The sequence below is a fragment of the Pasteurella multocida genome, assembly GCF_900187275.1.
GTDB classification, from domain to species: domain Bacteria; phylum Pseudomonadota; class Gammaproteobacteria; order Enterobacterales; family Pasteurellaceae; genus Pasteurella; species Pasteurella multocida.
This window is the reverse complement of the sequence record NZ_LT906458.1, coordinates 866348-881191: the sequence shown is the minus strand read 5'-3', so window position 1 is coordinate 881191 and position 14844 is coordinate 866348. Positions and strand designations below refer to the sequence as shown.

Below are 14844 nucleotides of genomic sequence, written 5' to 3'. Positions count from 1 at the left end.
ATTTTTTTGTTATTTACTTGTTTGATTGAGTTTATTCAGAATCAAATTCGCCATCATTTGAATGTGTTCTGGGCGTGCATTGAGCGCAGGAATGTAACGATATGAGATTCCACCATTAGCAAGGAAGATCTCTTTATTTTCTTCCTCAATTTCCTCTAGTGTTTCCAAACAATCTGCTGCAAAGCCAGGACAGATAACCGCCATTTTCTGAATATTCTGGCTCGGTGCTTGGGCTAGGAATTGATCTGTATAAGGTTGTAACCATTCTTCTTTACCAAAGCGAGATTGAAAGGAAAGCCCCCATTGATTCTCGGTGAGTCCTAAACGGTCAATGACAGCCAACACTGTTTGTTTACAATGCTCGCGGTAATAATCCCCCATATTTTCATAACGCACAGGAATGCCATGGAAAGAGAATAACAAAAACTCATCCGGTTGGAAGTGCTCCTGAATCGTAGTAACTAAAGCCGCAATATAGTCTTCATTGGTATGATAAGAATGAATAAAATCAAAGGGTAAAACACCACGTTGTGTTTTTAGCACTTGAGCAAAGGCATCAAAGACCGCGCCTGTAGTTGAGCTACTATATTGTGGATAGAGTGGAAACACGATGAAGTTATCTACCTGCTGTGTGGATAAGCGTTGCATTGCTGATTTTATGGAGGGTTCTCCGTAAGTCATCGCGACTTCAACGACAATATTTTTTTCTTGTTGTTTAAAATAGGTTTGTAAGGCGTGTTGTTGTTCTCGGGTAATGGTTAAAAGCGGAGAACCTTGCTCGGTCCAAATTGAAGCGTAATTTTTGGCGACACGTTTAGCGCGTAACGGCAAAATAATCCCTTTTAACAAAGGAAACCATTTATAACGCGGTAAATCGACGACACGAGGATCAGTTAAAAATTGCCATAAATAACGAGAGATAGCCTTTGGTGTAGGGCTTTCTGGTGTACCTAAATTCACCAATAAAACCCCAGTTTTTGCTTTATTCATGATTCCCCACTGAAAGCGTTAAACGAGAAAGACAACAAAGTTGATCTTGCTGATCTTTGATTTCAATTTGCCAAACCTGTGTTCGTGTGCCTAAATGAATGGGTGTCGCTCTGGCTGTCACGATCCCTTGTTTGACTGGACGTAAGTGATTGGCATTGATTTCTAAGCCCAATACAAACTGGTTTTCATTTATACAACAAAAACCCGCCATTGATCCAATTGTTTCTGCCAATGCAACTGAAAGGCCACCATGCAAAAATCCCATGGGTTGAATGGTACGTTGATCCACTGGCATAGTGGCTTCCAACCAGTTTTCCCCTTGTGCACTAAACTGAATGGCAAGGTGCGAAATAGCGGTGTTTTGGCTAAGCAAGTTCATTTGCTCAAGCGTATATTTTTTTTTCCAAATCATCTTATTTTAATAAACTGAGTAAGGCTTGTACGGGATGTTGAGGTTGCCATTTTTCTAAGCGCTTCACTTGACTACGGCAAGAATAACCCGTTGCTAAACAAAAGTGCGGATCTTTTCCGGCTAATTTTTTTGCCCATGATAAAGCATAAATATCTTTTGACATGGTTAAGTGTGCTGTTTCATGCCCAAAGGTCCCCGCCATACCGCAACAACCGACATTTTCAATTTTCAATTCTTGTCCAAATAAGGCAAACAGTTGTTGCCATCCTTTGCCACTGTTGGGCAATGCGGTGGACTCGGTACAATGCGAAAATAAATACCATTGTTGCGTTGGATAAGTGCGGTCGGTTTTGGCAAAATTTTGAATCAGCGTTTGTAATTGTGTTTGCTGGCTTGTCAGCCACTCTTGTGACGTTAGGACTTCAAAGTCACCTCGAGCCTGACCTAAGACTTCTTTATATTCATCGCGATAAGTCAATACAATAGCAGGGTCAACTCCAACCATTGGTATCCCTAATTTCGCTAAACGTGATAAAACGTCCGCTTGATTTTGGGCGGTTTTCGCAAATCGGCTCAAGAAGCCTTTGACGTGTAGCGCTTTACCGTTAGGTTTAAATGGCAACAGCACAGGTTTATAAGTCAGTTTCTGGAGTAGTGAAACAAAATCAGCGACAACCTTAGCGTCATAATAAGAAGTAAAAGGGTCTTGCACAATCAGTACGGTACGCTGTTTTTCTTGTTCAGATAAGCGTTCTAATTGTTCCAGACTGTAGGCTTGGTAATCAATTTCGATTAATTGTTGTGCCAGTGACGGTTCTGAAAGTGTGGGTAAATCTACAATCCCTAAGACTTTCTCTGCCGCCATTTGAGCAAATTTAGAGGTCGTGAAGAAATTAAAAAATGCGGGTTTTTTTGCCATTAGCGGTGCCATATATTCGACATTGGCGATAACGTGATCTTTAGCAGAACGTAAATAACGACCATAGTAAAAATGGAAAAATTTAGCACGGAAATTCGGTACATCAATTTTAATTGGACATTGACTTGCACAGGCTTTACAGGCTAAGCAGGTATCCATTGCGGCTTTGACTTCATGGGAAAAATCATATTCACCACGCCATTTTTGCACAGTATTGCGTATTTTGGCGACAAAGTCGGTCATTTTGACATCGTGGTGGCGGAAGTTTAATTGCTCTGGCGTCACATTTTCATTCGCCAGTAAACGGAGCCATTCACGGATCATGCTGGCACGCCCTTTCGGTGAAAAGAGGCGATTTTTACTGATCTTCATCGATGGACACATTGCACTGTGGACATCAAAGTTAAAGCATAACCCATTTCCATTACAGTTCATCGCACCATTAAATGTTTCACGCATTTGAATGGGGATTTGTCGATCATGATCAGCACGCATTGGTGAAATAATAGAGTAGAGTTCTGCGTTGCTGTTTAAAGGTGTGCAGATTTTACCCGGATTTAAGCGGTTATCTGGGTCAAATAAAAACTTAATATAGCGCAATTCTTGCCATAACTCAGGAGTGAAAAAGGTTTCGCCATACTGTGAACGCATACCTTTACCGTGTTCCCCCCAAATTAAACCACCATATTTATGGGTCAGAGCGACCACTTGGTCAGAAATTTCTTTAAACAGTTTTACTTGTGCTTTATCACATAAATTTAAGGCAGGACGAACATGTAACACACCGGCGTCCACATGACCAAACATGCCGTAATCTAATTTGTGGGCATCCAATAGGGCACGAAATTCTGCAATATAGTCCGCCAGATGCTCAGGTGGCACACAGCTGTCTTCCACAAAAGGAATCGGCTTTGCCATCCCTTTCGCGTTGCCTAATAATCCCACAGCTTTTTTGCGCATCGCATAAATGCGTTCAATCGACGCTAAATCTGAGCAGACTTGATAGCCGATAATCGCATCTTGCTGATGAGTGATTTTTTTATCGAGTTCCGCACAAAGTGCCTGTACTTGTCGATGAATTTGCCCTTTATCGTTGCTAGCGTACTCCACGATATTGAGCCCTAGAATCGGGTTTTCTTCTTGTTCAGTCAACAATTCGCTGACGGAATGCCAAATAATATCCTGCTTAGCTAAGTTTAAGACTTTTGAATCAACGGTTTCCACTGAAAGTGCATTCGCTTTTACCATAAAAGGGGCATTGCGTAATGCCGCATCAAAGGAACTGTATTTCACATTAATTAAAGTACGATATTGTGGAATCGCTGTCAGATCGAGTGTTGCTTCACAAATAAAAGCCAAAGAGCCTTCTGAGCCAGTTAAAATTCGAGTTAAGTTGAATTCACTTTCGTCATGATTAAAGACGTTTTTCAGATCATAGCCAGTAATAAAACGGTTTAATTGAGGCAAATCATGCAGGATTTGTGCTCGTTTTTGCTGGCAACGTTGGAAAATTTCTTGGTGTAAATATTGATGACTTTTGGACAGATGGGATTGAACCAAATTGTCAGCAAATTCTTCTGTTTTGATCGCACTGGTTTCTAAAATCTCGCCATTCATTAACACCGCACGTAATCCCAAAACGTGATCAGAGGTTTTACCGTATTGTAAGGAACCTTGTCCTGAAGCATCGGTATTGATCATACCGCCTAAAGTAGCACGGTTACTGGTAGAAAGTTCTGGCGAGAAGAATAAACCATAAGGTTTTAAAAATTGATTAAGTTGATCCTTGACCACACCCGCTTGTACTTTTACCCAACGTTGTTCTACATTCAGTTCTAAAATCGCTGTCATATGGCGAGAGAGATCAACAATAATATTATTGTTTAAGGATTGTCCGTTAGTACCAGTTCCACCACCACGAGGAGTAAACGTCAAGCTTTTATAGGCATGTTGTTGAGCTAGCTTGGTTAATCTGACCACATCTGCGATACTTTTAGGAAATAAAATTGCTTGTGGCAGTTGCTGATAAACACTGTTATCAGTGGCTAAACTTAAACGTTCCGCATAATGTGTGGAAATATCCCCTTCAAAGTGTTGTGCTTGTAAATCATTTAAATAAGCAGAAACAAGTGGTGTAAGCTGTGGGATATTTGTCAAACGAGGTAGCATATTAATCACTCTGTTAATTCAAAATAAAAGTTAATATTCGATTAATTGTTATAAGGGGGTCATTAGGTATATATCGTGTTCAGAGTTTAACATAGAATCGTAGAATTTAGATGGAAATTTTTCACGAAAAAGGGGCTTTTGAGGTGGGAGAAAATCAGGTAAGCGTATAAAAAATAATATCGTTTGATTGTTTTTTGAACTATTTTGCCTCTTTTTTGATTAAACTTTATACAGTGTTACTAAAAACAGTTTGACCTGACAATATTAAGGTAGGATAATATAGGTACTTTTGAATATTCCTTTAGCTTAAGTATTTAATTAAAGGAAAGAATTTGTCAAAAGCAATTAGGGCAAATTCCCCCATATCGATGTAAGGAATTAGACTGAGTAGATTAAAAAGAGTTCACTTTTAAGTCGAAAAAGTTTAAGATGAAAATGAACACAAATTGTTGTGTTCCAAGTTTTAATTAAAATTGCTTTAGCTAAAACTTGGTTTTAATTTTAAAGATGACTAAATTAAGAGGATCATCCAAATGAAAAAAACTGCAATCGCATTGACTATCGCTGCACTAGCCGCAGCTTCAGTTGCACAAGCTGCACCACAACCTAACACATTCTATGTAGGTGCTAAAGCAGGTTGGGCATCTTTCCACGATGGTTTAAATCAAATTGAAAAAATCGAAGAACCAATTTCTTTCGGTTTCAAACGTAATAGTGTTACTTACGGTGTATTTGGTGGGTATCAAATCACGGATAATTTCGCAGTAGAGTTAGGCTATGATGATTTTGGTCGTGCGAAGGTACGTGCTACTGATCCAAAAACTAAGGAAACAGTAGATGCAGCAAAACACACTAACCATGGTGCACATTTAAGCTTAAAAGCAAGCTACCCGGTACTTGATGGTTTGGACGTTTATGCGCGTGTTGGTGCAGCATTAGTACGTTCTGATTATAAAGTTTATGACAAAGAACCTGCAGATTTATCGTTCTTGAAGAGAACTCATAGCACGCAAGTATCTCCAGTATTTGCGGGTGGTTTAGAATATGCGTTTATGCCTGAGCTTGCTTTACGTGTTGAATATCAATGGTTAAATAATGTTGGTAAATTAAAAGATGCTAAAGGTGAGCGCGTAGATTACAGACCAGATATCGGTTCTGTAACAGCTGGTTTATCTTACCGTTTCGGTCAATCTGTTTATGTACCAGAAGTTGTGAGCAAAACATTCACATTAAACTCTGATGTGACATTCGGTTTCGATAAAGCTGACTTAAAACCAGCTGCACAAAACGTGTTAGATGGTATCTATGGTGAAATCGCTCAGTTAAAATCTGCTTCTGTAGCAGTTGCAGGTTACACAGACCGTTTAGGTTCTGATGCATACAACTTAAAATTATCACAACGTCGTGCTGACACTGTGGCTAACTACTTAGTAGCGAAAGGTGTTGCACAAAACGCTATCAGCGCAACAGGTCATGGTGAAGCGAACCCTGTAACTGGTAACAAATGTGATTCAGTTAAAGGTCGTAAAGCACTTATCGCATGTTTAGCTGACGATCGTCGCGTTGAAATCGCTGTTAAAGGTAACAAATAATTAATTTGTTAAACTTATAGCAAGAATATAAAAAGACCTAAACCTATGTTTAGGTCTTTTGTTTTATAAATTGATATTTTATTTGAGGAACGGAAAATGAAAAAGTGGATTGTTCTCATCATCGTGGCTATTGTAGCGGGCTTTACGTTAACAGGGAGTTACAATGGTTTAGTCAAAGCAGAGGAAGAAATCGAATCAGTTTGGGCTAATGTCGAATCATCTTATCAACGTCGAGCGGATCTAATCCCCAACTTAGTCAATACGGTGAAAGGGCAGGCTGATTTTGAAAAAAATACTTTAACGCAAGTGATAGAAGCGCGAGCCAAAGCGACACAAACGAAAATTGACCCGGCGAATCTTTCCGAAGAACAACTTGCGAAATTCCAACAAAATCAAAATGAAGTGAGTTCAGCACTATCACGTTTATTAGTGACAGTTGAGCAATATCCAACGCTAAAAGCCAATGAAGGTTTTATGAATTTACAAGCGCAATTAGAAGGGACAGAAAATCGTATCAATGTTGCACGTAATAAATTTAACGAAGCAGCGCGCGTGTATAATCAAAAAGTACGCCAATTCCCAACTAAATTAGTTGCAATATTATTTGGTTTCAAGGAAAAACCGTATTTTAAATCAGCTGAAAGTGCTGAAACTGCGCCTGTTGTCAATTTTAAGTAATTTATTTCTACGAAAGAAGACAAAACATGCCGTTATTTTCAAAGATTCCTATTGATAAACAACAAGTTGAAAAAGCAATTTTTCAACTTGAAAAGCAAACTTCGGCTGAATTAAGGGTATATGTAGAACGTAAAATACCTCGCAAGGCACAAGTGAACACGGGGTTTGAACGAGCATTACAGATTTTTGATGAACTCGGCATGCAAGCAACAGAAGCCCATAATGGCGTGTTAATTTACGTGGCCTTTCGCGCGCATCAGTGTGCGATTATTGGTGATCAAGGGATTCATCAATACGTTGGTGATGCATTTTGGCAACAACAATGTGATCTGATGATAAGCCATTTCCGCCAAAATGCGTATACGCAAGGAATTATTGTCGCCATTGACAATATCGCTAAAGAATTAGCAAACTATTTTCCTATTCAACCAGATGATAAAAATGAACTGGATAATGAGGTAATTATCAATGGGTAAATGGCTAAAAAGTGCGGTGTTTTTTGTCACAATTTTGTGTGCTATGCCGGTATTTTCAGCACACTTTCCCCCCGTACCAAATCCATTTCAATATGTGAATGATTATACCCATACATTATCAGACAATGATAAGGCGGTATTGGAGCGTAAACTGCATCATTATGGGCAAGAAACTAGTTCACAGATTGCAGTGGTGATCATTCCTTCTACACAAGAGTATGATATTTCACAATATGCGTTTGAATTAGGGGATAAGTGGGGCATTGGACGTAAGCAATTAGATAATGGCGTATTAATGCTCGTAGCTAAGCAAGACCGCAAAATGTTTATTGCCGTAGGACAAGGTCTGGAGGGGGTATTACCCGATGCTTTCTTATCCCAATTAATTCGCAACCAAATTACACCGCACTTTAAAGAAGAACAATACGCGATGGGAATTCATCAAGGATTAGATTATCTCATTGCCGCAAGTAAAGGGGAGTTTGATGCGAGTCAAGTAGTGGAAGAAACATGGGAAGAGTATATTCCTTTCTTGATGATTGCTATTTTTGTCGCGTTTATCTTGTTCAATGAATTCTTACCCGGTGATTATGTGAGTCCAAGTCGTCATCAGTCGACATCACGTACATCTTCTTTACCACGTTACCGACGCCGCTCGGGTGGTAACGGTGGTTTTGGTGGCTTTGGTGGCGGTGGATCTGGTGGAGGATTCGGCGGAGGAAGTTTTGGCGGTGGCGGTGCCGGTGGAAGTTGGTGAGTAGTTGATTATTTTAGTCGGGTTATTGGTTGCGCTTTTTCTGTATGCTACAATAACACCGTTTCATTACTTTTGAGGAAAATTATGGAAACCTTAGATAAAATCAAAAAACAAATCAGTGAAAACCCTATTCTTATTTACATGAAAGGCTCACCAAAATTCCCATCATGCGGTTTCTCTGCACGTGCCGTAGAAGCCCTTATGCATTGCAAAGTGCCTTTTGGTTATGTGGATATCTTACAACATCCAGATATTCGTGCTGAGTTACCAGCTTATGCAAATTGGCCAACTTTCCCACAATTATGGGTTGATGGAGAATTAGTCGGTGGTTGTGACATTATTTTAGAAATGTTCCAACAAGGTGAGTTACAAACGCTATTAGCTGATGTTGCAGCAAAATATCCTCAGGAATAAAAGTCAAAATAAAACCCGCGATAAGCGGGTTTTTGTTATTTGGTTTGTAATGCATTATTATGAAATTGATATGCAATATCAATGGAATTGAAATGATGCATAATGCCATTATGGAGAACCATCGCATTATCACAATATTCTCGAATTGCATTCGGGCTATGAGAAACTAAGATCAATGAACGATCTTTTCTTTTCTCAAATAACTCATATTTACACTTATCAGCAAAGCGTGCATCACCAACTGCAATAATTTCATCAATCAGATAACAATCAAATTCGATAGAAAGTGATAAAGCGAAAGCTAAGCGAGCTTTCATCCCTGATGAATAGGTTCGTACTGGCTCATATAAGTATTTACCTAGCTCAGAGAACTCTTCAGTAAAACGCTTTACATAATCGATATCTGCATTATAGATCCTCGCAATAAAACGTAAATTATCCATACCCGTTAAGCTACCTTGGAATGCACCACTGAAGCCTAATGGCCAAGATATGCTCATTTTACGTGTAATTTTTCCTGATGTAGGTGGTTCCACACCACTGAGTAAACGGATAAGGGTTGATTTCCCTGCCCCATTTTTTCCGAGGATACCGACTTTTTGCCCTTTTCTAAGTGAGAAACTCACATCGTCTAATACGGTATGCCACCCCGTACGATTAAGGTATTTTTTACAGACGTTTTCTACATAAATCATCGAGGTTCTATCCCTTTACTGAAGTGTGCAACCATTAATAACCCAATTAGTAGAAAAATTAAGTCACATAAAATGAGGAAATAAGGATTTTCTAGTGTAATAACAGAATCACCAAAGTACCCGTGTCTGAACATTTCTGAACCATGAATCATTGGCATCCAGAGTAAATATTCTCTCGCTTGTGGGGGGAGATTGTAAACAAAAAAGAAGGTGCCAGATAATGGCATCATCGCAAAGCTTAGTATTCCCCACAATTTACCGAATACTTCAATATGATGCGATATAGAACAAATAATAAAGCCAAATCCGATTGCAAATATCGCCATCAAAAACCATGCAAGTAGCATATAGAAAATATCCTGTGGCATAGGTATCCAATCCAGTGCAATACAAAAACTCATTAAAACGACTTGAGCAATGGTTGCACCGGATATTTCCAAGATCATCCTAGCAATTAACGTGTCAAGCACTCTGACATTACGATGATAGAGTAGGGTACTATTGGCAGAAACCGCACCAATCGCCCTATTTGATGCATTGCGCCACATCATCATCAACGGGTAGCCTGTGATCATGAATGCCATGATATTCAGGTTAGAAAATTGATCTGCGCGGAAGGTACTCCACAAGATCACAATTAGCCCTGTCATTAAGAGCGGTTCAACAAATAGCCATAAAAAACCGAGGTTCTTTCTGCCATAGCGTGTGATGATCTCTCGCATTAGGAGAGCGCCAATCACTCTATTTTGAATGATAAAAGCGTGTTTTAGTGTAGTTTGGTCATCGTATAACATTAATTTTTATGCTCTCGAATGCTGGCTAATAAGAGAAGAGTAATGCCATATAAAATTAAAGAAATAAATAACGTAGCAAGAATATTGTATAAACGGTAAGGTTCTAAGGCCAAATCGGGTTCATTAGGATAACTAATGATTTCTAAATACAATTGTTGGCGATCTGCCTCTGATCTGGCATTCTGTAATGACGTTATTGCAGTACCTAGCTGCTGCTGAGCGAGCGTATTATTCAGTACTAAACGTTGATATTCTGCAGTTTGTGTCACAATTGAATTTCCTCCACCTAACACTTGCTGTACTTGTTGTTGCATTTCTTTACGGATACTGTTTGCTCGCGCAAGTAATGTTTGCACTTGAGGGTTATTTGGTGAAATAGAACGTACTTGGTCTAATTGTGTTTGAATCGTAATGAGCTCATTTTGCAATGTCGAAATTAAAGACAATTGCACTTCTGATTGAGACTGTAAATCGAATACCCCATTTTTAATACGGTATTTACTTAATGCAGAAGAAGTTTCTGTCACTTTTTTTTCTGCTTCACTGACTGCAAGTTCAGCAAACATAACCGTATCTTTTCGCGCACGCTCATTGAGGCGATTGATAAGATATTCACCTTGTTTTAACAATTCTTGGTTAATTTGTTGTGCTTCTTTCGGATCGAATGCCCGGATATTGAGCGTAGCAATGCCTGATACTGAATCAAAATTAACAGAAAGCTTTTTACTAAAGTATTGATAAAACGCTTCTTGTTCCGAGAAAATGTTTAGAGGATTAAAGCGGCTAAATAAATCACCTTTATCCTCATAAAACTGGCGGATAGGGATACTTTTTTCTAATAATTCTAGCGTAGAACGTGAACGCATGAATTCTTGTACAGTATAAGTATCATCTTGTGCGCGAGCAAAGCCAGAGCTTTGTAAGAGGGCACCGACACCACTTAATGCGGCTTGATTTTTTGGCGTGCGCACAACAAAACTCGATTGAGAAATATAAATATCAGAGGCCCATAAACTAAAATAAAAGAGTGAGCAACATGTTGGAAGTATTACCATGTATTTAAAGAGTGTACTTATTTTTCGAAATTTTCGGGACCATTTTTTAAATTGATTTTTTTGTATTTTTGTTTCGATCATTCTCTATCCTTATAAATTTTTAATTACATTAATATTATGAAGTGTACCCGTAACAGGAGAGGTGATAGAAAACACTAATTTTAAGAATTTTTGGAATTCTGCCATTGGTGCATTTGATACATAAACTAAATCTTTATCTTGAATAGGGAAACGTTGTAACCAAAACAACGCGTTTGGATTAAGTAGATTGACACTATAAACTGTTGGAATCTCCATGTCGTTATCATAGCCACGAGCTTTCCATTTAGTTTGTTCTGCGAGAGATAATTTATTAAATGGAATATAACGGAAGACAAAAACCCCTTTAGGATCAGCACGGTTATCTAATAGTCCACCCATTTCTCCGATGCCTTCTGCGAGTGTTAAGCCATTCGCAGAGAATTTCACCTGTTTATTTGTCCCGAGGGCACCTAATCCTGTGAAACTAAGAGGTTTATTCAGTAATGTAACGACATCATTTGAACGTAGCAGAATGTTTTCTTCAGGATGAGTGGCTAATTTTTCTAAGGAAAGCATTTTTACTTCTTTACCACGTGTAAGTTGAACGGAAATATCTTGTAGATTTTCTGTGGCACCGCCCACTGCGGCAATAGCATCAAGTACACGTTCACCTTGTGATGTTAATGGCATTCTGACACTATTGCCTTGGCGGAGAATGGTGACATTTTTTGAGTTATTTTTATTTAAACGAACAATCACCTGAGGTTTATTCGCTAAGGAGGATAACGCATGAGCAATATCTCTTTGAATTTGCTCTGGTGTTTTGCCTTTTACTAAGATAGGGCCTAAAAATGGGATTGTGATTTTTCCATTGCGTGCAACAATTTGTTCGGGTAATGTCGTGAGATTTGCACCGCCACTACCAGTTTGTGACAGAACACTGCCGAATAAAATAGCGGGTGCGGCTTCCCAAATCAACACATCTAATGTATCGCCAACATTAATGATATCTGCATAGTTGCTATTTTGCTGTTTGAATTGAGTAAAGGATTGCGATTGCTTTTGTTTAAACAAAGTGTGTGCTACTTTATCATTCATTTCAATCACATCAACACTTGGCAAGCTCTTATTTTGTGGTTTTTTTAACCCAATAATATGATTTTGAGCGGGTCCCGAAGTTGGCATGCTATGACAGCCAGCGAGGATGAGCGTTGTGATAAAAGAAATAGATAATGTTTTTATTGGTTTCATAATAATCTCTCTTAAGATTTAATTAATGATTGCATAAGAAATAACATCCATGATCGGATGTTGGTCATATTGAAAAAATTCTCGTTTAGGAGAGGAAGATAAAAGAGGGGCGTGTCCTCGCTGTAATTGTGAAATATGCCAGATATTCCATGCTTTCCAATATGCTTCACGAGGTAGGGAGACGCCATTGACATAGCCAGTACTTTGAGCTGTCATTAATGAATTTTCTCGATGTGCACCGAATGTCAAAGGTTTATTCACGGTGTAATAGCCTTTGTGTCCAAAAATTAATTTTAAGCGTGCATTAAATTCGCTATCTGCACCGATTCTTACCCAATCCCATAATGCAGTTTTTTCACACACTTCTTTTTTACGGAATAATGCGGAAGAAGGGTTTAAACGCATTAATGGATAAATAGTACGGGCATAAGGATTCCCTATTGGATCGAGCCTTACCCACTTAGAAAAAGTTACAATTAACTCTTTATGTTGTAATAAAGGAGCCACCTGAAGTGCTAATTTTTGTGGGTGTGCCCAATCATCGGAATCTTGACAAGTGATGAATTCGCCAGAGGCGTATTTAAGCCCAATATTTTTTGCGACATAAGTCCCGACATTTTCTTTTAAGCTAATGATTTTGATATTTTTATATTGCTTAGTATAAGCCTGGAGAATACTCATCGTATTATCTTGGCTATGATCATCAATAACGATAATTTCAATATTTGGATAGCTTTGATTGAACAATGAATTTAATGTGTTTTTTATACTTTTTTGACTGTTAAATGTCGTCACTAATATGGTAATTAAAGGGGCATTTAAGTAGGTGTTTGTGTCATTAACTATCGAATGACTGACTATATTATTAGTATTAGGTGGATCTTCTGTCTTTATCGTAGTTATTTCTCCAAGTTTATAAAAGTAAAGAAATTGATTAATGTTCTCTAATTTCTTGCTGTTTTCTTTTTCGACAAAATTCTGTAACAAACAGTAATGAGGTGTATTCTTTAACACACATGACGGCAACTTATTGAGTTCTTCTTTTAAACGAACAAAGTCTTTTAAATTCGCTAGTAATGAGAGATATAGCGCACGATAACGATATGTCTGTGGACATAATGTTGTTGCAATTTGAGGTGAATAAGCAAGTAATTGAGAAAGGATTAACTGCTTATTTTTGCTAAAATCAGTGCAAGTGATCAAACGACGTACCACTTCATCGCTATCATGATCGTGTCCACGAGCAATTAATCCTAACTGGAAAAAAACAGAGTGGCTCCATTTAGGATCAATCAGAAAGAGATCATAGAGTTTGAGTTGACAAATAACATAAGCCTGCTGGTTGATAGAAAGCTGGTTTATGTATTTAGCATAAAGTAAGGCATATTCTTTTTTGTGTAATAAAGATTGAATATGCACATACTTTTTTATGATTTTAAACAGGTTAAGCATCACCGCCAAAAATATCTCTTGTATAGATTTTATGGGAACATTGATTTAAATCTGGCTCAGAACGATTAGCGAGAATGACATCAGAGCGATTAATAAATTCAGAGAGTTGATTAATAACGGGGTAGTCCTCAAATGCCTGTTGATTTAAGGTTGGCTCATAAATCACAATCTCAACACCGTTTTCTTTGAGATGCGGCATAATATCGAGAATAGCAGAAGCTCTGAAGTTATCAGAACCTGACTTCATGATTAAACGATAAATACCAACAGTTTTAGGTTTCTTATTTAATACATCATGAGTAATGAAACGTTTTCTGGTTTCATTAGATTTGACAATGGCTTCAATGAGATTTTGAGGTACGTCAGCATAGTTAGCCAGTAACTGTTTAGTGTCTTTGGGTAAACAATAACCGCCATAGCCGAAACTTGGGTTATTGTAGTGTGTACCAATGCGAGGATCAGTAGAAATACCATTGATAATGTCTTTTGTATTTAAATGGTGAAGACTCGCATAAGTATCTAATTCATTAAAAAAGGCAACTCGCATTGCGAGATACGTATTTGCAAATAATTTAACAGCTTCGGCCTCAGTATTGTGTGTAAATAAAACAGTTACATCTTTTTTTCTGGCACACTGTGTTAACATATCGGCAAATACTTTTGCTTGATAAGAAGTACTGCCAACAATAATTCTGCTTGGATACAAATTATCGTAAAGGGCTTTTCCCTCTCTTAGAAATTCAGGTGAAAAGATAAGATTTGGGGTATTAAATTTCTCACGCATTTTTTCGGTAAAACCAACGGGAATCGTTGATTTTATAATAATCGTTGCTTGTGGATTGATTGAAAGGGTTTGTTCAATGACAGCTTCAACAGTGGATGTATTAAAATAACCTGTTTCGGTATTATAGTCTGTTGGCGTTGCGATGATGACAAAGTCTGCGTTTTTTAATGCCACTTCTTTATCTGTTGTTGCCATCATTGTCAGTGATTTATTTTGTAAGAAATCTTCGATTTCTTTATCTGTGATGGGCGATTTTTTATTATTAATTAAATCAACTTTATTTTGATCAATATCTAATAAGATCACATTGTGGTGTTGAGCTAATAATACTGCATTGGATAAACCAACATAGCCAGCCCCAGCAATTGTAATTTTCTTCATTTTT

Annotated in this window: 14 protein-coding genes; 5 read left to right on the top strand and 9 right to left on the bottom strand. The window is 38.0% G+C overall.

Annotated elements, in window-relative coordinates:
- Nucleotides 1-9: 9 nt before the first annotated feature.
- The 3 genes from hemH to ydiJ are packed head-to-tail and all read right to left on the bottom strand — an operon-like array spanning nt 10 to nt 4490.
- Nucleotides 10-990 carry a ferrochelatase gene (gene hemH / locus CKV69_RS04050; protein WP_014326108.1) on the bottom strand — a complete coding sequence of 327 codons (981 nt, stop codon included), beginning with the start codon at nt 988-990 and terminating at the stop codon, nt 10-12.
- On the bottom strand, nt 983-1402 hold the full coding sequence (locus CKV69_RS04045; protein ID WP_014391198.1) for a hotdog fold thioesterase: 420 nt from the start codon (nt 1400-1402) through the stop codon (nt 983-985). Before CKV69_RS04045 ends, hemH begins: the two co-directional genes overlap by 8 nt.
- 1 nt (nt 1403) lies before the next feature.
- Nucleotides 1404-4490, bottom strand: a complete 3087-nt coding sequence (gene ydiJ, locus CKV69_RS04040) for a D-2-hydroxyglutarate dehydrogenase YdiJ (RefSeq protein WP_025248478.1) — start codon at nt 4488-4490, stop codon at nt 1404-1406.
- 533 nt (nt 4491-5023) lie between these two features.
- Between ydiJ and ompA the strand changes: the two genes are divergently transcribed.
- From ompA to grxD, 5 genes are all read left to right on the top strand, one after another.
- A complete protein-coding gene (gene ompA / locus CKV69_RS04035; protein ID WP_025248477.1) occupies nt 5024-6082 on the top strand; it encodes a porin OmpA in 1059 nt (352 codons plus the stop codon).
- Nucleotides 6083-6178: 96 nt separating this feature from the next.
- Nucleotides 6179-6760: a LemA family protein gene (locus CKV69_RS04030; protein ID WP_014326104.1), complete on the top strand. Its 582-nt coding sequence runs from the start codon at nt 6179-6181 to the stop codon at nt 6758-6760.
- Between the two features lie 26 nt (nt 6761-6786).
- Nucleotides 6787-7236, top strand: coding sequence for a TPM domain-containing protein (locus tag CKV69_RS04025; protein ID WP_005716587.1), 450 nt, complete (start codon nt 6787-6789; stop codon nt 7234-7236).
- Entirely contained in the window at nt 7229-7993 is a 765-nt protein-coding gene (locus CKV69_RS04020) for a TPM domain-containing protein (RefSeq protein WP_014326103.1), read from the top strand. The genes CKV69_RS04025 and CKV69_RS04020 overlap by 8 nt, the downstream gene beginning before the upstream one ends.
- A gap of 84 nt (nt 7994-8077) precedes the next feature.
- Nucleotides 8078-8407, top strand: a complete 330-nt coding sequence (gene grxD, locus CKV69_RS04015; RefSeq protein ID WP_005722395.1) for a Grx4 family monothiol glutaredoxin — start codon at nt 8078-8080, stop codon at nt 8405-8407.
- Between the two features lie 35 nt (nt 8408-8442).
- Here the strand turns inward: grxD and CKV69_RS04010 are convergent, their stop codons facing one another.
- Genes CKV69_RS04010 through CKV69_RS03985 form a run of 6 tightly spaced genes read right to left on the bottom strand, consistent with a single transcriptional unit; the run spans nt 8443 to nt 14840 of the window.
- Nucleotides 8443-9102 carry an ABC transporter ATP-binding protein gene (locus tag CKV69_RS04010; RefSeq protein WP_005716581.1) on the bottom strand — a complete coding sequence of 220 codons (660 nt, stop codon included), beginning with the start codon at nt 9100-9102 and terminating at the stop codon, nt 8443-8445.
- Complete coding sequence (locus CKV69_RS04005) at nt 9099-9896, bottom strand: ABC transporter permease (RefSeq protein WP_005754209.1); 798 nt, start codon at nt 9894-9896, stop codon at nt 9099-9101. The genes CKV69_RS04010 and CKV69_RS04005 overlap by 4 nt, the downstream gene beginning before the upstream one ends.
- Nucleotides 9896-11032: a capsule biosynthesis protein gene (locus CKV69_RS04000; protein WP_025248476.1), complete on the bottom strand. Its 1137-nt coding sequence runs from the start codon at nt 11030-11032 to the stop codon at nt 9896-9898. The genes CKV69_RS04005 and CKV69_RS04000 overlap by 1 nt, the downstream gene beginning before the upstream one ends.
- 9 nt (nt 11033-11041) lie before the next feature.
- Complete coding sequence (locus CKV69_RS03995) at nt 11042-12223, bottom strand: polysaccharide biosynthesis/export family protein (protein WP_014326100.1); 1182 nt, start codon at nt 12221-12223, stop codon at nt 11042-11044.
- Nucleotides 12224-12241: 18 nt separating this feature from the next.
- On the bottom strand, nt 12242-13675 hold the full coding sequence (locus tag CKV69_RS03990) for a glycosyltransferase family 2 protein (RefSeq protein ID WP_005756857.1): 1434 nt from the start codon (nt 13673-13675) through the stop codon (nt 12242-12244).
- Nucleotides 13668-14840 (bottom strand): nucleotide sugar dehydrogenase, encoded by a 1173-nt coding sequence (locus CKV69_RS03985; RefSeq protein ID WP_014326099.1) that lies wholly within the window; start codon nt 14838-14840, stop codon nt 13668-13670. The genes CKV69_RS03990 and CKV69_RS03985 overlap by 8 nt, the downstream gene beginning before the upstream one ends.
- Between the last annotated feature and the right edge of the window lie 4 nt (nt 14841-14844).